Genomic DNA, 22,327 nt, shown 5'->3' on the forward strand with positions numbered 1-22,327 from the left:
TGAGGTAAGTGCAGTCTCTCTCATCTCACACTAAACATAACCGCCGTCTGGCTATTGCGTTAATTGCAGTGGCTGTCGGCGGTTTGCTAGTTGCGTTCTGGTTTTCTGCAGGCGAAACCCTGCAGCGCAATCAAAATGCCATGAGTCGCTCCTGCCAGAATGTGCAATTAGCGGTAAATAGCCTGTTCCCTGCTTCTGAATCACCGCAACAACAAGTAGCCAACCCCGACTTAATGCATCAGGCGCTCAGCGACGCTATAGCTGACACTAAGGGCGTTAAAGGTGGTTTCTGGCACACAGCCCAAGGCTTTATGGGCTTCGCATTCCCAACCAGCGGCAGTAGCGCCTCGGAAATTGGCATTAGTAATGACGATGTTCCTATTGTTCGTTCCGCAGTACAGCGCTCTTTAGAGCAGCAACGCGAGGTAGTTTCGGTACAGTCGAATGACCGTGTGGCAACCGTGGTCGCCGCCTGCCCCGAGACCAACCATTACAACCTGGGCATTTGGCTGAAAAAAGAAGTGCAGCTGGTACCGGCAGACTTCTCTATTATTGTCAGCGTACTCTTTGTTTTGCTGGCCATTATTGGTGGCATATTGGTGGTGTGCGAGTCGGTGTTTAACCGCAACTGGCACTCTGAACGTGACCGCATTGTGGTGCAGGCCGAAGACAGCTCTCAGGCCGTTACCGTTACCACCGAGATACCAGAAATTCAGCCATTATTGCTGTTGTTGTACCAGGCGCGTCAGAAAATTCAGGCCAAAGAGCGTGAGCTTAGCCAGCAGATGAACAAAGTTATTATGGCTAACCAGAAAACCCTGGTAGGGCGCATTGCGCGCTCAATGACAGCGCTGGTATTAGCCGATTTGGAAGACATGCAGCGCAAGCTCTCAAAAATGAGTGAAGACGACATTAAGGGCAAGGTTTCGCAGCTAACCGAACTGTTTAATTCGTTTGAGAAAGTTACCTCAGAAATGGGCAATGGCAAAGCCGTGTCACTGGATGTAGAAGACTTTCTGCAGAACCTGGCCGACTACCACGAAGGCCATAGTAACGAAAAAGATATTACGCTAACCGCCATAGCAGAAAAAGGGCTGAAGCTAGAGGCTGACCCCTTACTTGTGCGTTTTGCAATGGACTATTTAATACGCCATATAATGAGCTTTGTGCCGGTAAATTCCGAAATTATGTTGCAGGCAACTGCTGAAGAAAACTTTATAAAAATTGCCGTTAGCGACGAAAGCACGGGCATAGAAGAGAAAAACAAGCATTTACTTTTCCACGCCGACGAGCTGGCACCAACCCAGTATGGCATAGGGCTTAAGGTAGTGCGGGACACACTGCACAGCCAGGGTGGCGACATCAGTTATGAAAAAGTTGATAAAACTTCACGATTTAACGTGCTGATACCCATGACAAAAGCCTAAAAAGTTCGTATAATTTGCGCCGCTTCACAGCTTCCAATCAAAAATGGCCCCTTAGCTCAGTGGTTAGAGCACCCGACTCATAATCGGTTGGTCCCCAGTTCAAATCTGGGAGGGGCCACCATTTTTAAAGGCTTTCAGCCGAAGTTTCCACTAACTTTTCTTTGTTTTTATTTTCCATGTAGCAAATATGTAGCAGAAAGCACTATGTTCCTGAATAGTTCTTGAACTAACTTTCTTTAGCTGGCAGCCTATTAACTTTATATTTACAAAGTAATCAGGGACGACTAACTATGAAATTATCTAAAGTGGAGATTGATAATTTTAGAGGAATTAGAGAAACCAAGATAAATTTTGAGAACTTTACTACCCTTGTAGGCCCCAATAACATCGGGAAATCAACAGTGCTAGCTGCGCTCAATTTAGTTTTAGATAATAAGAAACCGACGTTAGATGATTGGCCAAATAGAGATCCTAATGGCGATTTGATGAGAATCACATGCCGCTTTGAGGAGCTAGAAGATTGGGAGAAACGTCGACCATCAATTTCAAAACTTTTGTACCGTGACTCTCTAATCGTAAGGATGGAGGCGTCATGCAATGCAGAAACATTAAAAGTCGAAACTGAGTATTCGGTGTATTGCGAGTATACAAACTATCCGTGGGTAGAATTAAAATGGGCAGATTTTAAATCGCATGATCTTTTTGGTGAGTTGTCTGAACATTTTGGAAAAAGTAAAAAAGATTTTTTTAGCGACATTAGTAAAGTTGAAGAATATATGGATACTTATCACGCAGATAAGTGTCCTACCGTCGCGGATTGGGTTGAAAAAGGCTTCCCTAACTCTCTTCAGCAAGCGGTTCCCCACGTAATGTATGTGCCTGCAACGTTTACTATTGATGAAGAGCTGCGGAACACAAATAAAACTAGTCCTTTTGCAATTTTGTTTAATGAAACTTTATTTCCGAGCATAAAAAAGAATGATTGCTTTGAGGACTACAAGAAAGTGGCGGATGAGTTAAATCGAAGAGTTAAAGGCGAAGGCGAGGATGGCCCAATTCCCGAGCTCGATGATACCTTATCCAAGTTATCTGATTCTATAAATGAAGTTTTAGACTTTAGCTCTTCTGTTCGACTTGAGCTAGGTGACATAAAAATCGAAGAGTCTTTTCTGAAAGCTTCGAAATTGATCATCAATGAAGAAATAGATACAGATTTAATTTATCAAGGAAGCGGCGTTCAGCGCGCGTTAGCTTATGCTTTGTTGGAGAGTAATGCTTATCAACTTGCAAAGCGAGGCGATGAAAGCAGATCTATTATAGTTTTGTATGAAGAGCCAGAGCTTTATATTCATCCCCATTTAATGCGGAGGTTAAAATCCGTTCTTGTAAGCCGCAGTGAGCAAAATGGATTTCAGGTGATTTGCTCAACGCATTCGCCATTTCTTGTTGATATAGGGAATAATCCTGAATCTTTAAAATTAATGAGAAAAGATCAAAATGGTGACCGAACCATTACAGAAGTAACTAGTCAGATCTTTGAAGAAAATGATGATTATAACGAGAGAAACCATCTTAGAGCAGCATTAGACTTTCACCCATCTGTTGCCGAAAGCTTCTTTGCAAAGAGAGCTTTGATAGTGGAAGGGGATACCGAGCTTGCAGTATTTTCCTTAGCGAAGGAACTGGCAGATAAGTTAGGCGTTGATATTCCTTTATATAAAGACACTACAGTTGTCTCAGCAGGTGGGAAATGGACTATCCCTGCGATATTAAAAACTTTAAATGGTTTAGGTGTCGACTTCAGGGTTGTGCATGATAAAGATCAAAAAGAAAAAAGGGATGATGAGCTTGATCAATTACATCACCTCCATCCTTATAGGGCGAATACGAAAATTAAAGAACAATGTGGTAGGTGTGAGCCTTTTGTGATCAATGATACTTTCGAGCATATTCTTTGGGACCAAATGGAAAATGAAATAGCTCCTAGCTCTGATAAGCCCTACAACTCTTGGTCCAGAGTTAGAAATTTTTTAGAAGGGCATATTGATTTGACACAACGCTCGAAAAATGAACTTGTGAATTTATTGGGATACTCTTTTTCATAAAAAGAGTATTTTTAACAACTATAATTTAATTCTCTATATTTCAACGAGGTTAACCTATATGAACTCAAAGCCCAAAGTAGGCCTCTACGTTTCGTCTAAAGGGCGAAGTTTAAACTTGCGAGTGGAGGGGGTTTATGGCGACTCTGCGGACTTCTTTTTAGTTGAAGTGGTGGGAGAAGATGAAAAAGATGATCCTTTGGCTATAGCGCAAGAGTTGGATAATCAAGAGTGGGAACAGTTGGTTAAAGATGACGGATTAAAGTACGTGGGAGAATAAGGCTTAGGCTATTATTAAGCGACAATTACGTAGCCGTCTTTAGCTGATTATCATTCTTTCTCGGGAATTATTGAGTTCATTGCATTGGAATTTGGATATTTTTCCTGTAATTTTCGCATATATTTATATGCCCTCCGGTATGATTTTGTATCTACAGAGAAGCAGAATGCCAGTAGCCCATTTAAGTATCTGTAAGAATCAGCCTTGCCAGAAAAAAGATGATGAATTTGAGCGCGTATTTCTCTATATTTTTCTCGCCCTATTCCAACGGCTGACTCAGATACAACTAGACCAGTTACGCATTTTCTACTCATCGTTCCATAAACGCGAGTTTTCTGCCTATTAATTGTGAAGCCTTCATCTGCTATTAAGTAGTCTAAAAAATATCTTGCTTTATATATTTTAGTTGCTGTTTGTGCTGATAGAGTTATGTCATCTGCATAGCGAGTGTAAATTATCCCTTTAGGGCCAGCGTAGCCCTGTATTCTGGCGTCAAGTTGAGCACAAGTTAAGTTTGCAAGTTTGGGAGATGTAGGAGCTCCCTGCGGTAATCTACCTGAATATGTACAGAGGTTGGTGAGTAAAACGCATAGCTCTTTGTTATAGCCAATACTTCGGAAAATACTAAATATTCTGTTGGCCTTAATGCTTGGGAAAAAATCCTCTAGGTCTATATTTAGAATAAAATTAGCACCAGTGTGAGGAGCTGCATTATCTAAAATACTAGAGCCTATTTCGAAACCTTTAGATTGATCTGAAGCTCGCAGCTTGTCTAGAATATTGCGAAGTATCCATCCCTGTAAGGCTTTTAACTCTCTGGACGGCTGCGCAATTAATCGAGTCCCTCCAGATTTTTTAGGTAAACGGTATACTTTATAAAACTTATCTGCCCGCAGGTGTAGCAATCGAATTCTGCTAGCTGATAACTTTGTATAATTAGCAAAGTCTTCCGATGACTTCATTACCGGTAAGCCAAGATTTCTTAGTCTATAAATATGAGAGTCTTGAGGCATAGGCGCGTCACTTTTACGTCTAAAGAAATGTGTTAAAAGGTGTAGATCAAGTATCGAGAGATACTTGAGGTACAGATTTTAAAACAGCAGACACTAGATTATTACTAGGGCGGCGAAGCGCCGTCCAACAGACTGACGTCTGTTTGCTAAAAGTGAGCGCCAACATCGACCCTATCATATTTAATCTTAGTATTTCTACGGTTTTTTCTATTTAACAACTCGATTCTTGCTTTATCTAAATATAGCTTCTCGTAAGTTTCTCTTACATGCTTTATCCCTGACTGGGTTACTACGTATCCGTCAGGTGTTCGGGTTATTTTTCGTGAGCTAATAAGGGAGCTTAAAGACGATTTTGTAGCGATTTCACATAACGAGTTGCTAGCACCTGTCGCACTTTCTACCAGCTTATATAGACTTACATTATCAACTTCATCCATCAGATAGATGCAAGGTAAAATGAAGTTATCGGTTTCGAGTATATTTGTTATGGTTTTCTTAACAGGATTACTCTTTTTGATTTTCGCTATAATGCTGCTTATCCGTCTATAAAGTTTGTGCCTTTCCTCTCGATTCGAAAGTTCACTATAGTTTTCAAAAATTACTTTACCCGAATTAGACTTTTTGATGAGCCTAAAAGGGCCGTAATTAATGAAGCTCTTTTCTTTCTTGAATTTTTTATTGGCTATGCAAACTATTTTAGCGGCAAGTGTTTGATTGTTTGAAAACGCACCTAACTCAGCAAAAGACCCTGGACTTTCAGGGATTATTACTATTGAGTCAACACTCCGCGCTAGTATGTTTTCAAGCTCCAGCAGGCTATGTTGCCCTTGTCCGGAAAGCAAGTCGTCGAACAAGTCTTCTGGGTATAGTAGCTCGAATCTAGGGTACTCTTGGAATATAGAGGCAACTTTTGCGCGAATGGTCGAACTATCTTTTATATCTGCTCCGCAAAGGAAAATCGTAGTCTTCTTTTCTCCTCTAGGAACAAATATTTTCTCTTTTACGATACGGGCTATACTTTGTAGCTCGTGATCAGAAATTGTATTTTTCATTTGGCTCAACCATTTTGAGATATAAGCTATTGCTACCAGAAATATTTAAATTAAACAAGTAGGAGTAGCTATAGTGGACTATGAGTTTCCGTACAGTTATTCCCAGTACTCCAAGTGGAGCCGATTAATCGGCTCCTAAAGACACAGGACGCCACGTATGAAAACGGGTTTTTAAGCGTTCGTTGCCCGCTTTTAATCCAGTTAACTTTCTGCTGATATTGCAGTCGTATTTGGTCGACTTTATCTCTCCTGTTTCTTCGTCCACTTCGATTTCATAATCGAGTTTTAACTTCAGGTCTTTGCGCTTTACGAATAGCCCGCCCATGGCCTCAAGGTAGCCGCACCAATCGCCTTTGTCTGCCGCTTGTCTTGGAATCTCAAAAGGCGAATCTTCAGGTTGTTCGTGACGTACGCGGCGTAATTCTCTGTAAGGAGAAACAGGAGGACCACCTTGTTGTTGAAATTGACGAATTGACCAACAGGAGGCCCATGCTTCTACGTGCATTACGGTGATGTTAACTGATTCGCCATAAGTACCCGTTTCAAGGTGTGCGCCGTCTATGTTTTTAGCAACGTATTTGGCGATATAACCGGATGCACTGCCCCTAGACTTGTCGATGCGAGTAATATCGCAACGGTTTTCTTGTGCTCCTGATTCGTCTCCGTCTTCAAGGAGGGCGTAATGCCGGAATATTTGAGAGAAGGCTTCAACCTGGCTAGGTGGTAAAAAGACCAGTAGATGCCAATGTGGGGTTCCGTCGTGCTGAGGCTCAACAACCCTCATTCCGTATATCATAATGCCGTCACGGTTCAGTTTAGCGCGAATGCGGGCCCATAAATTCGTTAAATAGCTTTGAGCTTGTTTGGGTGTTGCTCCCATCCATTTAGGGTTAGCTTTGCCCGATCTCGCGTAGTTGTTGTGATATTTCGAGGGGCAAGTGAGTGTTAAAAATAAAGCTTCGTGATTTAGCTTATCAGCTTGATTCTCGAAGCCGCGAATGCGAATCATCATTTCATTCCGTCTATTTACAGGGTTAGCAACGGTTGTTTGCGAAAGATCGAACAGTGATACTCGCTCTCCGTTTTCGTTCTCGCGAAAACTGTTCTTTAAAAACTCTTTCTCCATGGCTTTTTCAGTTTGTCGTGCTTTTGCTGTTAAACTGCTGCAATAAATGTCGCGGTTTTTCGAAACTATATTCAAGTTGATAGCCGTATTTTCTCGGGCTTGTTTCAAGCTTGTCTTTATACGGCGCATCCACCAACTTGCGTCAGTCATCCTCCTTATACAGCCTTCAATGGTAACCATTGAATTAGGTTCTGGTGGCTCGAGATTAAGGCTTCTCGTATAAGAGGCCATCCTCGTATACAGTTTTTCGGTATTTTGTTGTTTTTCCGTATAAGGGATTTTCTTGCCGGATTTTCCCGTATAGGTATAAGGGGTATTTCTCATCATCCGTAAACAGTTTTCAGACTGTTGATTTGCCCATAAACGTATATCGGACTGATCAGCGTTCAGGTTCCTTACGAAAGTCGGTACATCTGAGAATATTCTGTCGCTTAAATCTCGTATAAATATATTACGTTCACGAATGGTAGGGCGTTTGAAATAGGCTTTACGCAATCTCGAACTAAATTCTTGAGGAAGCTTGTATAAGTAATAAGCAAAATATTCGACACTACCAATATCAAACTTTTCAATGTCGTCTGCCAATTCAGGATAAAGCAATGAGTAATGTTTTCTCTGAGCGTCATTTAGCATGATGAAACTCCTTCGGTAGCAGATACTAGTAAGCACCAAACGCCGTATATTTTTCTCGCTTCTGTTTCAATCAGCCCCCTTTCCTTGAGAGAGACCAATGCTTTTCGGTCACAGCTTGGCAGTTCATCTAATGCCATGACTGCACCCATAAAAGGAACTAAGTCAATGCAGATATGGAGCGGTTTCCCGTTCCGTAAATAGTTCAGCAGTGCTTTTTGGTCATCGGATAACTTAGTCATGGCGAACCTCCAATTCCGTTAAATTGGAAGCGCGACAAAAGCTGTTAAGCCAAGCGTCTAGGTCTTCTTTGAGATAGCGGATAGTCCGCCCAATTTTAATGAATGGTGGGGCAGGTTTGCGTTTACCAATTTGCCCATCCATGCGTGACTGACGCAAGTATGAGCGGCTCATTCCGATGTACTCGGATGCTTCAATTTCTGAAAATGCACGTTTCTCAACGTTCATAGTGTCAACCTTCTGTGTTTATGGATTCACAGTGAGGTTAGCGTGGTGTTTTAAAGGAATGAGACTTTCTGTGAAACTATGAGACTTTTTGTGAAAAATAGTTATTTACTGCAATCTTGACCTGAGAAATGCGATTTTCAGCGGTTCGATATGAACAACGCTTAGTCCGTCTACCATTCAGCCAAAACAATGCATCAATATCAAAATCTTCAATTAGATGTTCGGTGTCGTAAAAGCGTATTTCATTTTTATGTTCGCTTTCTAATTCAGCCCATAAGGTTTTCATTGGTGATTCTGGATGAGCCGCTAATAGGCGAAAAAGAATGATATTAAGTGGATCAATCTGTGCGTCAGCTTCTTTGATTAAATGAATAATTTCCTGCTCGCTCAGAGACTGCCAACCAGCTAACTGATCGTTGACGGTGAGTGACGTTTCATTTAGAGCTTCATGAAGTTTATCGATTTCAACAAACAAATCGAACTTAGTAATTTTGTACCCTTTACTCGATAACCTTTTCTGACTATCCAATCCACCTGCATTTTCGTTATTCATTTTCTTAGCAACTAACTGAGTGAGTAAGTCTGCTAATGACTTAAGGTCTGGGGCTACAGTAGGCTCTAACAGTAGCTCGACTGACTTTTGTTTTGCCGTGTCGAAGTCAGTGCCTTCCCAATCGTCAAGACCGTCAATATCGTCTATGTTGTCGTAAGGGAATTCAGGGTTCCACTCAGTTAATTCTGACGCCCTCACTCGTATTCTTTTAAGTGTTGATTCACCTTTCCGAATCACATCTTCTGCAATTTTACTTGAGACAGGAGCGAATGTATCAATCGAAGCTGTAGCCATGCCTACAAACTCATTTGGAAAAGCAAGTCGTCGAGCTATAGCTAATGTCGATTTGATATTGGCGAAAAGTACGATTTTTCTTTGCTCAACCAAAGTGAGAAGATCTGCTAAGCTTGCGATACTTATAGTTTTTTTACTTTCAATTCGTTCTAAATTCATAAGTTTTTCAATTTCTTAGATTAGACAGAATAACAATAAAAATTAAAATTGCGATTAAAATGTATGGTAAAGCGGACATAAAAACTCTTTCGAGGAATGACGAAAAATTATCAGGTCGGAAGTTTTTTTTACTTAAATAGATATCGTGTATCCACATAGAGAGAGGAGCGATAATATAATAATCAAAAACTCCCCAGCTAGGCAGTTCAATGCTGTTCTGGTATATATTTCTATAGATTTCAACTTCTTGATCATCGTCTAATCTCTTAATCGATAAGATATCAATAATATTACCTAGATGGTCTTCAAACTCGTTATTCGTTAAATGGTTAATCAACGTAGATTCGCTTTCGAGTGACGAACTATTAAGGTTGAAGAATTTAGGGTTATTAATCCTTTTGATTTGTGAGTTAAATATCTGGAATAGAAATCGTTGGCCAGCAATTTGACAATGAATCAGGTAATCTGCGTTGTTACTAATAATTGGAGAATTAGTAGAGTCGATTGTGCTTCTTAGCTGAACTTTATGAACTGTTGCTGCTTGACCACTTTTCAGCTGTTCGTAAATCGGATTCCAATAATTTTTGACTTTTTTAGTTTTATGCTTCCCTCGCCGTGTACTTAAGATAATCCTGAGGTCAGGATTATCTGATAGGAAACTATTTAAATTTACTTTGGTATCACTTAGACCGTACCAAGAAACAGGTTCCAAATCTAAATTTACAGTTTCATAAGGCCCCAGAAGTAGAGGCGACTCAAATTCTTTGAGTTGAATATAGATGTACCTATCACATTTTAAATAGATTCCGTATATTGCCTCAGTTCTGTCTTTTTCGTTGATCAGTAAAACTGATGAAATATAGATATCATCGTACATTGCAGAATTAACTAGCCTAAACGAAGCTCGTATTTTTATGAACAGCTTCTTGCTAAGTGCATAAAAGGCAACTGAAGCACCTAATATTGCGATAAGTGTAGTAATGCCCCAGCGTATTAGCTCTTCGTCCATTTTCCCCACGCATTTCTATTGATTGAAGCTGAGCAACGCTACTGCCTTTGCCTTGTGCTCAGGTGCTAAGTGAGCATACCGCAAAGTCATTTTAATATCAGCATGGCCTAACAGCTCACGGACAGTATTCAAATCAACGCCCGCCATGACAAGTTTACTGGCAAAGTGATGGCGTAGGTCGTGGAATCTGAAATTTTCAATGTTGGCTTCATCAAGCACTTTCAGGAAGCCTTTCTTAATATCAGTTAAAGGATCTTTTTCTTTGCCGTGAAAAACGAACTGGCTTTGGCTTACTTTTCGCCATTCTTCCAAGACCGTCATAGCTGTTTTATTCAGCGGCAAAATACGAGACTTACCTGATTTCGCGTTGTCGGCTTTGACAGCGAGCGTGTTACTTAGAAAGTCTATGTCGGACCATTTCAGTTGAAAGATTTCACCGCGCCGCATTCCGGTATTCATAGCAAGTAACACTATCGGCTCTAAATGGTCTGCATACATTTGACCCCGTAAACTATCGGTTTCCTCGTATTCGCGAATCCTTCTGTGTTCATTTGCGCTGTCTCTGGCGGCTTTGATTTGTTCATCACGTTCACGAAGTTTTTCTAACAGATTAGCTTCTTCATCTTTGGTCAGATAACGCAATCGCGTGTTGTCGGTCTTTAGGGTTTTAACTTTATTAAGGTCGTGATAGCTAATCAGGTTCCATTCCACTGCGCGGCTCATAGCCCCTTTTAACGAGTTTACGTAATGGTTAACCGTAGCTTTGGTCACGCTGGATTTAGTCTTCTTGTTTCGCCACTGTTCTACTTTATGAGCTTTAATCTCTGACAGGGGTAGTTTCAGAAAGTCAGGGAAGCCAGATTTTATGGTTTTTATGATGCGCTTCGCTGTTTTGGCATTTTTTGCATTAAGCCAAGGCTCGTAATGTTCGTTTAGGTATTTTTCGAGTTGATTAGCCCGTTCGCGTTCGGCTTCAACTTTCTGTTTTTTCTTCTCTTCCTGAATGTCTGTACCCTTGGTCACTTCACCCGCTTTTATTCGAGCCAGTTCTCTGGCTTCAGCAGGTGTGATTTTTCCATGAGTACCAAGGCGATAATTTACCTGCTTTCCATCCTTGCGATAGTAAAGGTAGTAAGAGACACTTCCTTTGTTTGTTATACGAGCGTGAAAGCCACTGATCTCTGTATCGTTAAGACGTTGATCAGAAGGTGTCAGTTTTTTGATTGAGGCGTTCGTGATCTTAGCTCGTATAGCCATTGAAATTTCCCATGTAGCAAATATGTAGCAAAGTGATTGTGCTACATGGGATCTCGGTGAACAAGAGTAAACAATCTTTATTCATTTAACTTAATGAAATTAAAGGTTATTTTGTTTTTATTTGTTCTTCGTTGTTCACCGAGATACAATGCCAAAACTCTCTCATAATCGGTTGGTCCCCAGTTCAAATCTGGGAGGGGCCACCATTTTTAAAGGCTTTCAGTATTAGTTATTACTAATGAAAATTAGTTGGTGAGTCGATGGTTTAACTACAAGATTAATGTCGATTTAACTAACACTGTCAATTAGAGTCGTGAGCGTTTATAGGCCGCATAGGCTTGAACGTGCTGTAGAATGATTTTTAGCGAATCTTTATTGTCTAGCTGGTCGCAGGGTAAGCCGTTAATATTCTCAAGATCTTCCGATGGATAAAGTGGTTTTTCAAGCCACTTCCAAGCTTTAGCAGGACTTGCTTCTAGGGTTTTATCACTTAAAATTGATATAATTTTTTCAATTTCTTCGGGGTGCTTGAACCAGCTAAAAGGCCTTATTGCCGATTTTCTTGCGCCTCGAACGCGGCAAGGCATCTGAGACTGAGCAAGCTCACATTCATCTATAAAATGAATAGTCCAATCGGATAGGGTGCTTAAGCTATTATTGGGTTTACGGTAGTCTTCGTACCGTTTTATAGGAATAACAACACCTATTTGTATTTGACGATGACGGTTTAGTTTGTTGTATTCTCGAATTTTCTTTAGAGCAGGTACAAAGTCTGTGTCGTTCGTTACAAAAACGACTTGTTCTAGCTCTGGTTCCATCATCGCGTCGTAAACAGCTTCAAGCGCAAGGTGAACATCACTTTGTTTTTCTTCCATTTTCCAGATTTTAATGCGTTCAGAAGCGCGTGGCTCTAACTCCCTACCGTCGTTACCGTACTCTACTTTAGGGAATTTTGTTTTATCAATTGAGTAGCTACCTTTGAAGGTTTCCAGACGGTCACCCAAGTGGAGCTTGAGAGCTAAGTGATAAGCACGTTGATCATTAAGAGAATTGGAGTCAGCAGCTGCTCGTTGACTAATTTCAGCTGTGAAAAATTTAACTGCAAGCGGGTCTAACTTCGAATTCGGAGCGCCTGAGCGAGTGAGAAGTTTTTCAGATAACGAGACTGGGTTAAGCCATTTATAGGGAGTCCCCTTTAAACAGCCAAAATACAAATTGTAGCCATCGATATAAATTCTTGTTCTCAAACTTTCCATCCCTGAAATGAAAAAACCGACGCAAAGGTCGGTTCTTTCGCCCAACTCCAGGGGTCTGTATGTCGCCACGCGTGGAAGATGGGTAAGTTGTTGTATAAAGTTATACTATTAGTTGACAATCTGCAAGGTGTTTTACGTAAAATCTTTCTAGCGATCTTCGAATTTAAAAAAATCTGTGAATTGTAGTGGTCAACTAAATGTGGTCACTTAATTAGAAGCACTACTGTCACGCTAAAACACATCTCACCCCATCCGCGCAAAACGCTGCTGTCGCCAATGAGTTAGTCGGGGCAGTAGCAGTCCTGAAATGACAACCGCCATACCAAGCAGCTGCAAACCGGTAACGTTCTGGCCAAAAGTTACGGCCGTAAGTGCAGCGAAAATGGGCACGAAGTTAAAAAACAAAGAGGCATTTGCTGCACCAAGCTGTTTGACGCCGGAAATCCATAAAAGGTAGCCACCCACGGTGCCAAAAACACCAATAAAGAGTAAGTCGGCTAAGACAATTTGGCTTATTGCCAGGCTTTCCTGAACAGGGTGGGCTTCCGCGCTAAACGCCGCTACTACAGAAATAACGCCAAGGCCGGCTAACATGCCAATAAAGGTATAGGGGATCATGGGCATCCAGCGGCTAATGCCTTGCGTTAAATAGGTGTACAGGCTCCAGCACAGCATACCTAAAAAGATGATCTGGTCGCCGTGGTTGAATTCAAAACTGAGTAAGCGTTTCAGTTCGCCGTTGGTCAGCACAAGCAACACGCCCGACAAGCACACCACCAGGCTGAATACGGCGCCGCGGGTCAGCAGCTTACGCTGTAATAAAGAACCAATTAGCGATGTGGTTAACGGGCTTAGCGCCATAATCAAAGCGCAACTCACTGGATTGGCCGACAGTTAACCAATATTCGTTTTGCTATTTGCGCTCCGGCAAATTTGGACGTATCCCACATAAGGGCTCCCGCCGACTTAGCCGGGTTACCCACGGTGCTGTGTTCGCCTATGCTGACCTGGAGTCTGCAACATATTCACTCGGGTGAAAAGCAGGCTTATACGGCTACCGACAACATACGCTTAAAAGTGGATGACATGAGTTTGCTTACTGAAGTGATAGCCGGTGGCATAGGCGTTGGCTTTATTCCCGACTACCACGCACAACCTCTGCTCGAGTCGGGCAAAATTCAACACATTTTACCGGACTGGAGCAACCAGGCTCGCGGGTGTGAAATGCTCTACCGCGACAGAGACAATATACCTTACCGGGTAAGGCTGTTGATTGACTTTATGTTACAGCGCTTCCAGGGTAATGATGGTGTGCTGTAAATAGCAGCAAACGAACGGCTTCCCCACAAAAAATTTACATTTACAGTTTATTTACATTCGGGAATATAATAACCTTAACTTAACGTTATCTGAGTACTGCCCTCAAGTCATTTTATAGGTTCCTACCGTGGATAAAATCAGTTCATCACTCATTAACTTCTTTGCCTACGTGCCCGTGTGTTTTCTGGCGGTGTTGTGCTTGGGTAGTGGTGTGGCTGAAGCACAGGAAAAAAGCTATTCCGATTGCGCTTACATAGAGTTCGACGACGTCGACCCCAGCACGCTCACTCTGCAAGAACGCATTGCGCTTGAAGAAGCTGCGCTTTTTGCCTCTTTAGATGACTCGGCAGAGTGTATGGAAGAGGCCACTGCGTCGGCTTCCGGTAGCCTTGCTGATGCTGCCAGTGGCAGCGGTTCTGGTGCTGCAGGTGGTGCTTCGGGCTCTGATGGCAGCTCGGGTAATAGCGGCGCAAACTCCAGTGAACAGCAACAACAATCTACATCTACGGCATCGGAAAGTTCGGTGGACACCAAAGATCATCAGCGTGGCAACACGGGTAGTGGCAGTTCGGCTGTGTGCGACGCTGTGAAAGAAGGCATGGCTTCGGCAACAACAGAAGCTGAGAAAGAGCATTTTAAAGGCTTAATGGCCGAGTATGGATGTTAATAATTAACGGAAGAAGAACCATGAATACACTAGCTCAACTAAAAAAACTAAAGCGATTTTCAGTCGTTATGACGCTTTCAGCAATGTTTACATTAGCCGGCTGCCAGTCAACCCAAACTAATGTTACCAGCGTTGGTCCAAGCATGAATGGTCCGTCAGACTCTAAAGCCTTGGGCAAAGAAGAGCGTAGCTACAGTTACAACTCTGATATTTACCTTAATGTGGCTATTCCGGTGTTTGACCCGGGTTTGCCGAAAGACAGTTCCGGCAATATTGATGATGAAGCCATAGTTGAAGAAGACATTTGGCCACAGGTACGCCGTTTAGAAGCGAACCGTTTTGCGGTAAATACCCGCGAAGCACTTTCTGACACGGAAGCCTTTGGTGCTGTGAATGTTACTCCCGATGCGAATGTCAGCGCCGATGTTTACGTCCTGGGAAAAATTAATTACTCAGATACCGAAACCGTTGAAATTGGTGTTCGTGTTATGGACGCCAGTAACCAAATTTGGGGCGAGGAAGAGTTTGAGTATCAAGTAGGCGCAGGCTTTTACCGTGACGCGTTAAGAAAAGGCGAGAACCCTTACGGGCCAATTTTTAAAAGCATTGCGGGTTATGTTTATGACTTGCTAATTCAAAAGTCTGAAGAAGAGAAGAAAACCATTCAGGCGGTTTCTGATATGCGTTACGCCTCTATGTACAGCCCTGAAGCCTTTGGTGGCTACCTGGGTGAGTCCAGCAGCTTCTTCTCGAACCGCTCAACGATTACGTTGAATGGAGCTCCGGCTGAATCAGACCCAATGTATCAGCGGGTTAATGTGATTAAAGCGAAAGACCAGCAGTTTGTTGACTCATTGCAGGACAGCTACGACACGTTTTATGCAACCACTCATGACGCGTACCGTGCTTATCAGGAAGAGACTTTACCGGTTGCTATTGATATTCGCCGCAAAAAAGCAGAAAGAACCCGTGCGCAGGTTGGTGCTGGTATTTTAGCTACGGCTGCTATTTTGCTGGGTAAAAACTCAGGCTCTAGCGCGGGTCAGGTGGCCAGTGCTGCGGCAGGTTTAGGTGCGGTTTACAGCTTAAGCGAAGCAATAAAAACCAACCGTGAATTAGGCACTCAACGCGCATTGCTTGATGAAATGGGACAAAACCTGGATATAAAAGTAACACCGCAGGTAGTTGAGCTTAATGACCAGAACATTGAATTAACCGGTACTGCGGGTGAGCAATACGCGCAATTACGCGAAAAGCTGAAAGAGATTTATGATCTCGAATCAACGCCGTTAACTCAGCTTTAATTCACCTAAGGAAAGGTAACGATGTCGTCTGTTGATCAGCAAATAGCAGAAAACCGTGCTAAAAAGAAAAAAGTCATAGTAACAGGCGTAATTGCTTCTGTTTTTGCCTGTTTGCTGATTGGCGTTGTCGTTACTTTGCTCGCTTATTTTCCGGTTTCGGGTAACACGCCGGTAGCCGCGGAAAAGCAAGAAAAAAGCGAGCCGCAAACAAGCTCCGCTAACCAGGCAATAGACAGAAAAGCGCTGCAAACGGCCTTAAATGAGACCAATCAGCGCGTTTCTGAGCTTGTTGCTACCCAGTATATATCGACGTGGCAGCCCGCCAAAGTTGAGGCTTTTCAGGCCGACATAGCTCAGGCTTTTAATGACTATGGCGCCAGTAATTACGGCCAGGCGCAAACCACTATCGAGCAACTTAATACGGATATTGCAAACTACCAAAGCGCGTTTGAAAAGGCTTATAAACAACCTTATGCAGACGCAGCAAAAGCCTTTACTGCAGACGACATTGATGACGCCGCCCAGTTGAATGCTCAGGCTTTAAAGGTAAAAGGCGATTTTAGCGACGCGCTGGCGTTGCAGAAACGTATAGATACCTACCATGAAGTCGCTGATTTGTATGAACAGGCCAGAGTGGGCGGTGTAGAAGGCAATATAGAGAAGCAACGCGCTGCTTATCAACAAATTCTAAAGCTTGATCCGCAACAGCAGGAAGCCAAGGCAGCCTTAGCGAAAGTGGAACAGCAAATTAAACAACAACGTTTTGCCCGTGCCTTGTCAACGGCGGTCAATGCCATTGATAAAAAAGACTTTGATCGCGCCCAGCAGGCATTAACCAAAGCTTCAGCTATAGACAACAACCGGCCGGAACTGGCAACCCTGCAGGCGCAAATTGACGCTGAACTAAAAAGTCAGGGTGTGAAGTCGTTAGAAAAACGCATTCAGGTGTTTGCCGGTGCCGACGAATGGCAGACGGTACAGATGCTGGCAGAAAAGGGTTTGGTCGATTATCCGGACAGCCGGGTTGTGCAGCAGGCTAAACAAAGCGCGGAAGAAATATTAGCCGCCAGCAGTGCGCTGGATGTTTATATTGAAAGACCGGGCCGGCTTGCTGACAGCAACATTCGCCAAAATGCCGTGAATGCGGTGTCCAAATACAGTGGGCTCACGCAATTGAGCGCAAAGCTGGGTGAAAAAATAAACCAGGTTGAGCAGCTTATTGAAAAGGAAAATCAGCCCATAGATGTGACGATTCGTTCTGACAACCGCACTTATATAAAAGTACTGGGTGTTGGTGTTGTGGGTGAGGTAAGAGAAAAAACCATCCAGTTAAAGCCGGGTAAGTACCAATTAGAAGGCCGCCGCGAAGGCTACCGCTCAACCATTGTCGATGTTGTGGTGGAGAAGTCGGGCACGCCAATTGTTATTAACGTTCAGTGTAACGAACGCGTTTAGCATAATTTAGCGTAGAATAATTAAAAAACAGGAGAGACTTCGTGGCCACACTTGACGAAGCCATTGAGAAAGGACGACGTAAACGACGGTTAATGGCTATTGGCTTCTCGGTCAGTATTCTTGCACTGCTGGTTATTTATTTTGGCTGGCTGTTTTTAACCAAAGGCTACAGTTTTACTGTAAAGCCAGCAGAAGCGGCGCAAACTCAGCGCTTTGCGGTTAATTCCGGTATTGGTTTTTTCATCGACAATAAATATTACGCGGTAGGCTCTGGTGGCCTTGTAGCCGTGTCTGCCGACAAGTACCAAAGCAAAGAAGTGCAGGTAAATGACAACAGCCCTTCAACCATTGAAGTTGAGCTGGAGCCTAAGCCGGCAAAAGTGACGATAACAACAGAGCCGGGCGCAAATAATATTGTCTGGTCAGTTAACGGTGAGCAGCGAGAAACGGCTTCTACCTTTGAGGGTGAATTCGCGCCCGGAACTTATACGGTGTCGGCCTCGCATCCGGCTTACGAACCGGCCTCAGTGGCTATTGAGGCGTTAATAGACGGTAAAGTTGAATATCAACTTCGGCTAACCCCTATTAGTGGCACTATTTCTATTAACTCCAGCCCGGCTGGCGCGTCGGTTACTCTTGATGGCAAAGAGGTGGGTTCAACGCCGGTAACTGTTGCTAAAGTGGGTGGCGACTACCCTGTGGTGGTGAATTATCCGGGGTATGAACCGGTAACGGACACCGTGTCTTTAACCGTGCGCAATAAAGAACCGAAGCGTAATTACCGTCTTCAGCCAGTGCAGGCAACTGTTAATGTCTCAGTGAACCCGAAGGGCGGCGCGTTACTGGTTAACGGCGCGCCGGCAAAAAGTCCAATTAGCGTCGATGCCAATAAAGAACATGTTATTCGTTACGAAAAGGCCGGCTACATTAAGCAAAGCCGGACAATTAAGCTGGGGCCGGCCGAAAATCAGCAGCTGACCTTTAACTTAGACCTGGAAATGGGCGACGTAGCTTTTACCTCCAACGAACCCAGCGACGTTTACATTAACGGACAAAAGCAGGGCGTAACGCCGCTTCGGACCACTTTGCAAGCTTTGCCTTCTGACGTTGAGTTTCGTAAAACCGGTTACCGTACGGTTAAGCAGGAGTTTCAGCCAAGCAGCGATCGGCTGGTGAACGTAAAAGCCGAGATGCTGCGTGAGTTTGATGCCAGAAGAAAAGAAGGCAGACCGTTGTTTGTCAGTACTTTAGGCATTGAAATGAACCGTCTGTCGCCGAAAAAATTCACTATGGGATCGCCGGTTAATGAGCCAAACCGCGGACGTAATGAGCATCAGGTGAAAGTGGATTTCTCACGGGACGTATGGATATCGCGCCACGAAATTACCGAAGCGCAGTTTGCCGCGTTTAAAGGCTCGGGTAGTAAAACCAAAATGCCGGTTACGAATGTGTCCTGGGATGAAGCTGCGTTATTTACCAACTGGCTGAGTGAACAGGAAGGCCTGCAGCCTTTTTATAAAGTTCGTAACAGTAAGGTGGTGGGAACCGATGCGAGCTCGCGTGGTTACCGCTTGCCGACCGAAGCCGAATGGGAATACATAGCCAAAATTAATCGCAGAGCTGACTCCACTATTTATGTATGGGGTAGCCAGGATCACTTGCGTGACAAGCAGGGCAACTTTGCCGATGAGTCCGCAAAAGGTCAGCAAACTTTCATTTTACGCGGCTACAATGACGGCTTTGCCGGTAAAGCACCGGTAGGCAGTTTTAAAGCAGAGCGTGGCGGCTTTTTTGATTTAGACGGCAACGTCAAAGAGTGGGTACACGACAGTTACACTTTAAACCCGCCTGACCTTGACCGGGTTTACACCGATTACCTGGGCGCGGCTCGCGGCAATGGGAATGTGGTCAAAGGTGCGTCTTATAAAACCGGACGCATGAAGAATATTCGTGCCAGCGTTCGCGATGGTGAGAATGATACAAAAGATGATATCGGCTTTAGAATAGCCCGCTATTATGAGTGATGAGGAGAAACATCATGAAAAAACGCGTGATTTTGGGCGTCATACTGCTGGCTTTGGCCGGCAGCGCGACGGCTTATTTTGTGTCTTTGGATGCACCACAAGATTTCCCCACCAACATTTAACGCCCGGAATGCATAATGTCTAAAAATAATACGCTTTCAATGAGCCCAAACTTTTTTGTCAGTGGTGGTGTGCTACTGGCTATTTTTACCCTGATACATTTGCTGTATGCAGGGCTTATTCGCCCCGCGGCCGAAGTAGCAATGGCAGAGCAAGGAACAGAAGCTTTAACTGCGTTTTCGGTTATCTTCAAAGATGTTGAGCAGCAGGTGTGTATTTCGCTTATGTTGTTTTGTCTGTTCCTTATGCTGTATAAGCTGTGGCGATTAATTGACGAAGAAGAAATTTACTCGCGCGACTTACTGGAAAGCTACGACAAATCTGAAGCGCTGGACGTTGATGCGGCATTAAATGATTTAGAAAGCTCGGCTTATAAAGAAACCCCCGCATACAGCACCTGGATTAACTGTATTCGTCGTTTTAAGAACACCAAAAACGTTCAGCATGCGGCTGACACCATCGAGTCGTCGGTAGACAATATTGCCATTCAGTTAGAAAGCGGCAACAACATGATCCGCTACATTATCTGGGCTATTCCGTCTATTGGTTTCGTGGGTACGGTTCGCGGTATTGGCTCGGCGCTGGCGCAGGCTGACAAAGCACTGGATGGTGACATTGCGGGTATGACTGCATCGCTGGGGGTGGCTTTTAACTCAACGTTGGTTGCGCTGTTCATTTCTTTGATTCTGATGTTGTTTATGCACTTGCTGAACAGCCGTCAGGACAAGATGGTGATCCGCACGCAAGAGTCCTGCGAGAAACACTTGCTGTCTCATTTACACAGTTAATTGAGCGACTCAGATGCGACGAACACGCCAGGCTGGCGACGGCTTTAATCTATCTTTTCTGGATGTCATGGCATGCGGGCTGGGCGCCGTTATCCTTATTTTTATCCTGATAGATTTTAAAGCTTTTACGCCCGACCCTTCAGAAGAAAAAGAAAAGCTTGAGCAGGAGCTGGCGGCGTCAATGGATGAGCAGCAGCGCCTGAAAAAATCCATTGACGAAATTAATGACAAAATTGCGCTGGAGTCGGCTAAGCAGGAAGACTCTAAAGAAGCGAAAAACGACACCACCCAGGATCAAACCAAAGCTTTGCAGGACTTGTCGACTCAGCTGGCCGTAGTTGCCGATTTGGAAAACCAGTTAGCGGCCTTGTCCAAAGAAGTTGAGAAGTCAGCCAACGTTGAGCTTTCGGGTACGGGTGAGCAGAACTTTATTACCGGCATGAAAGTGGAAGGCGAGCAAATAGGCATTCTGGTAGATAAGAGCGCCTCTATGATGGGCGATAACTTAATTGACGTGCTGAGCAAACTGGCTTTGAGCGACGGCAAAAAAGTGTCTACCGCTAAATGGATAAGGACGCGCCGGGTTGCTCAATGGTTGCTGGCACGGCTTCCGCAAACCTCAAAAGTGAGTGTGGTGACCTTTTCCGATACGGCAAAACGCCTAGGGCAGAGAGATGTCAGTACCGCCTCTGTCAGCGGCTCTATGAATTCTATTGTGAAGGACTTAGGCGCGGTTGTGCCAGAGGGCGGCACTAACCTTCAGCTGGGCATTAGTACGTTATTTGAGACGAACCCGAATATTACTGACGTATACATAGTAACGGATGGCCTGCCAACATTGGGAGACGGCCTGCCTCTCACCTGTCGTAATTTTATTTCGACGAAGAAATCTATTTCCTCAGACTGCCGTCAGGCGCTGATGGTAAAGACGGTTGATCTTGCGCCTAAAGGTGTTCGCTACAATATTATACTGCTGCCGATAGAGGGTGACCCCTACGCTTCTCCGCTTTACTGGAACTGGTCGCGGGTTAGCGGCGGTACTTTCTTATCACCCGCTCCGGAGTGGCCATAATGAGAAAAATTCAGCGTGCGCCAATAGAGGTGTTTAACCTGGCTTTTCTGGACATTATTTCCTGTGCCTTTGGTGCGGTGATTATGCTGGTGTTGTTAGCGAAAAACGGTACTGAAGACACTGAACGTGGGCCGGCTAACCTCAGTACCTTAGTTGCAGAAGTATTGCTGGCGCAGCAGTCGGTGGAGGAGCTTCAGGGCGCTTTATCAGACAAACAAGATGAACTGTCTGCCGCCGAGCAAAAGACCGCATCAGTCACTGAGCAGGAGAAGAATTTAGAAAGCTCTATTCCGCGGGCACAGAAAACCCTGCAACAGTTGCAGGATAAAGCCTCGTCGTTAAGGGCTGAAATACGCCAAGCCACGGCAATGCTAAACACGCCGAACAGCACTGACACACCGGATGATGACGTAGGCGGTATCCCAACCGACGCTGAGTACGTGGTGTTTGTTATTGATAATTCCGGCTCCATGTCGGGAGGCCGGGGCTGGAGCCGGGTCATTAGCGTCGTTAACGACATTATAGAAAGTCACCCGAAAATGAAGGGCTTTCAGATTATGGCCGCCGACGGTGACTTTATGTTCAGCAGTAAAGCGGGTGACTGGTTACCGGACAGCAAACGGTTCAGACAAATGGCCATGCAACAAATGCCAAACTTTACCGGCGGTAAAAGTGCGCCTGAGCTGGGTATTCTGAAAGCCATTAACCTTTATAAAAAAACCAAAGGCACAACCAGCTTGTACGTTTTTGGTGACGACTACCGGGCCAGTGACTTAGACGCCATAGTTCGGCAGATAACCAGTCAGAACCAGGGAGCCGATGGCAAGCCGGTAATGCGTATTCATGGAATAGGCTTTAGCCGCGCGCAAGGCAACGCGGAAACCTTTGCTGCCTTCATGCAGGCTGTTGCTAAACGTAACCGCGGAGCCTTTGTCGGGCTGAACTTTTAGT

The 22,327-nt window shown here is 44.1% G+C and carries 21 protein-coding genes and 1 tRNA gene; 12 read left to right on the plus strand and 10 right to left on the minus strand.

Annotated elements, in window-relative coordinates; all coding sequences use genetic code 11:
* The first annotated feature begins 8 nt into the window (after window positions 1-8).
* The 4 genes from DEU30_RS05515 (at window position 9) to DEU30_RS05530 (ending at window position 3,809) form a co-directional block, all read left to right on the plus strand.
* On the plus strand, window positions 9-1,427 hold the full coding sequence (locus DEU30_RS05515; RefSeq protein ID WP_034822135.1) for a HAMP domain-containing sensor histidine kinase: 1,419 nt from the start codon (window positions 9-11) through the stop codon (window positions 1,425-1,427).
* A gap of 45 nt (window positions 1,428-1,472) precedes the next feature.
* Window positions 1,473-1,548, plus strand: a tRNA-Ile gene (locus DEU30_RS05520).
* Between the two features lie 169 nt (window positions 1,549-1,717).
* Window positions 1,718-3,532 carry an AAA family ATPase gene (locus DEU30_RS05525; protein WP_114981668.1) on the plus strand — a complete coding sequence of 605 codons (1,815 nt, stop codon included), beginning with the start codon at window positions 1,718-1,720 and terminating at the stop codon, window positions 3,530-3,532.
* Between the two features lie 58 nt (window positions 3,533-3,590).
* A complete protein-coding gene (locus DEU30_RS05530) occupies window positions 3,591-3,809 on the plus strand; it encodes a hypothetical protein (protein ID WP_114981669.1) in 219 nt (72 codons plus the stop codon).
* Between the two features lie 50 nt (window positions 3,810-3,859).
* On the opposite strand, the gene DEU30_RS05535 is transcribed toward DEU30_RS05530, so the two are convergent.
* From DEU30_RS05535 to DEU30_RS05580, 10 genes are all read right to left on the minus strand, one after another.
* On the minus strand, window positions 3,860-4,822 hold the full coding sequence (locus tag DEU30_RS05535) for a retron St85 family RNA-directed DNA polymerase (protein ID WP_114981670.1): 963 nt from the start codon (window positions 4,820-4,822) through the stop codon (window positions 3,860-3,862).
* A gap of 146 nt (window positions 4,823-4,968) precedes the next feature.
* Entirely contained in the window at window positions 4,969-5,874 is a 906-nt protein-coding gene (locus tag DEU30_RS05540) for a retron St85 family effector protein (RefSeq protein WP_114981671.1), read from the minus strand.
* A gap of 124 nt (window positions 5,875-5,998) precedes the next feature.
* On the minus strand, window positions 5,999-7,633 hold the full coding sequence (locus DEU30_RS05545; RefSeq protein ID WP_114981672.1) for a replication endonuclease: 1,635 nt from the start codon (window positions 7,631-7,633) through the stop codon (window positions 5,999-6,001).
* A complete protein-coding gene (locus DEU30_RS05550; RefSeq protein ID WP_114981673.1) occupies window positions 7,627-7,872 on the minus strand; it encodes a hypothetical protein in 246 nt (81 codons plus the stop codon). Before DEU30_RS05550 ends, DEU30_RS05545 begins: the two co-directional genes overlap by 7 nt.
* A complete protein-coding gene (locus DEU30_RS05555) occupies window positions 7,865-8,098 on the minus strand; it encodes a helix-turn-helix domain-containing protein (protein ID WP_114981674.1) in 234 nt (77 codons plus the stop codon). Before DEU30_RS05555 ends, DEU30_RS05550 begins: the two co-directional genes overlap by 8 nt.
* Window positions 8,099-8,174: 76 nt before the next feature.
* A complete protein-coding gene (locus DEU30_RS05560) occupies window positions 8,175-9,104 on the minus strand; it encodes a hypothetical protein (RefSeq protein ID WP_114981675.1) in 930 nt (309 codons plus the stop codon).
* Window positions 9,105-9,111: 7 nt separating this feature from the next.
* The gene (locus tag DEU30_RS05565; RefSeq protein ID WP_133493648.1) at window positions 9,112-10,113 is read right to left on the minus strand and encodes a hypothetical protein; all 1,002 of its coding nucleotides are present in this window, start codon (window positions 10,111-10,113) and stop codon (window positions 9,112-9,114) included.
* Between the two features lie 15 nt (window positions 10,114-10,128).
* Window positions 10,129-11,370, minus strand: coding sequence for a site-specific integrase (locus tag DEU30_RS05570; RefSeq protein WP_114981677.1), 1,242 nt, complete (start codon window positions 11,368-11,370; stop codon window positions 10,129-10,131).
* Between the two features lie 305 nt (window positions 11,371-11,675).
* On the minus strand, window positions 11,676-12,617 hold the full coding sequence (locus DEU30_RS05575; protein ID WP_034822182.1) for an NYN domain-containing protein: 942 nt from the start codon (window positions 12,615-12,617) through the stop codon (window positions 11,676-11,678).
* Between the two features lie 252 nt (window positions 12,618-12,869).
* Window positions 12,870-13,487: a DMT family transporter gene (locus DEU30_RS05580; RefSeq protein ID WP_235598947.1), complete on the minus strand. Its 618-nt coding sequence runs from the start codon at window positions 13,485-13,487 to the stop codon at window positions 12,870-12,872.
* A gap of 21 nt (window positions 13,488-13,508) precedes the next feature.
* Between DEU30_RS05580 and DEU30_RS05585 the strand changes: the two genes are divergently transcribed.
* The 8 genes from DEU30_RS05585 to DEU30_RS05620 all read left to right on the plus strand — a co-directional run bounded on the left by DEU30_RS05585 (window position 13,509) and on the right by DEU30_RS05620 (window position 22,326).
* Window positions 13,509-13,946, plus strand: a complete 438-nt coding sequence (locus DEU30_RS05585; protein WP_227016326.1) for a LysR substrate-binding domain-containing protein — start codon at window positions 13,509-13,511, stop codon at window positions 13,944-13,946.
* Window positions 13,947-14,073: 127 nt separating this feature from the next.
* The gene (locus tag DEU30_RS05590) at window positions 14,074-14,613 is read left to right on the plus strand and encodes a hypothetical protein (RefSeq protein ID WP_227016321.1); all 540 of its coding nucleotides are present in this window, start codon (window positions 14,074-14,076) and stop codon (window positions 14,611-14,613) included.
* Between the two features lie 20 nt (window positions 14,614-14,633).
* Entirely contained in the window at window positions 14,634-15,917 is a 1,284-nt protein-coding gene (locus tag DEU30_RS05595; protein ID WP_114981678.1) for a hypothetical protein, read from the plus strand.
* Between the two features lie 21 nt (window positions 15,918-15,938).
* Window positions 15,939-17,372: a tetratricopeptide repeat protein gene (locus DEU30_RS05600; protein ID WP_114981679.1), complete on the plus strand. Its 1,434-nt coding sequence runs from the start codon at window positions 15,939-15,941 to the stop codon at window positions 17,370-17,372.
* 41 nt (window positions 17,373-17,413) lie between these two features.
* Window positions 17,414-19,396: a PEGA domain-containing protein gene (locus DEU30_RS05605; protein ID WP_166649028.1), complete on the plus strand. Its 1,983-nt coding sequence runs from the start codon at window positions 17,414-17,416 to the stop codon at window positions 19,394-19,396.
* 137 nt (window positions 19,397-19,533) lie between these two features.
* Window positions 19,534-20,304 (plus strand): MotA/TolQ/ExbB proton channel family protein, encoded by a 771-nt coding sequence (locus tag DEU30_RS05610; protein ID WP_114981680.1) that lies wholly within the window; start codon window positions 19,534-19,536, stop codon window positions 20,302-20,304.
* A 13-nt stretch (window positions 20,305-20,317) separates the two neighbouring features.
* The gene (locus DEU30_RS05615) at window positions 20,318-21,376 is read left to right on the plus strand and encodes a vWA domain-containing protein (protein ID WP_114981681.1); all 1,059 of its coding nucleotides are present in this window, start codon (window positions 20,318-20,320) and stop codon (window positions 21,374-21,376) included.
* A complete protein-coding gene (locus DEU30_RS05620) occupies window positions 21,376-22,326 on the plus strand; it encodes a vWA domain-containing protein (RefSeq protein ID WP_114981682.1) in 951 nt (316 codons plus the stop codon). The genes DEU30_RS05615 and DEU30_RS05620 overlap by 1 nt, the downstream gene beginning before the upstream one ends.
* Window position 22,327: the final 1 nt, after the last annotated feature.

The organism is Idiomarina sp. 017G, from assembly GCF_004362265.1.
GTDB lineage: Bacteria > Pseudomonadota > Gammaproteobacteria > Enterobacterales > Alteromonadaceae > Idiomarina > Idiomarina loihiensis.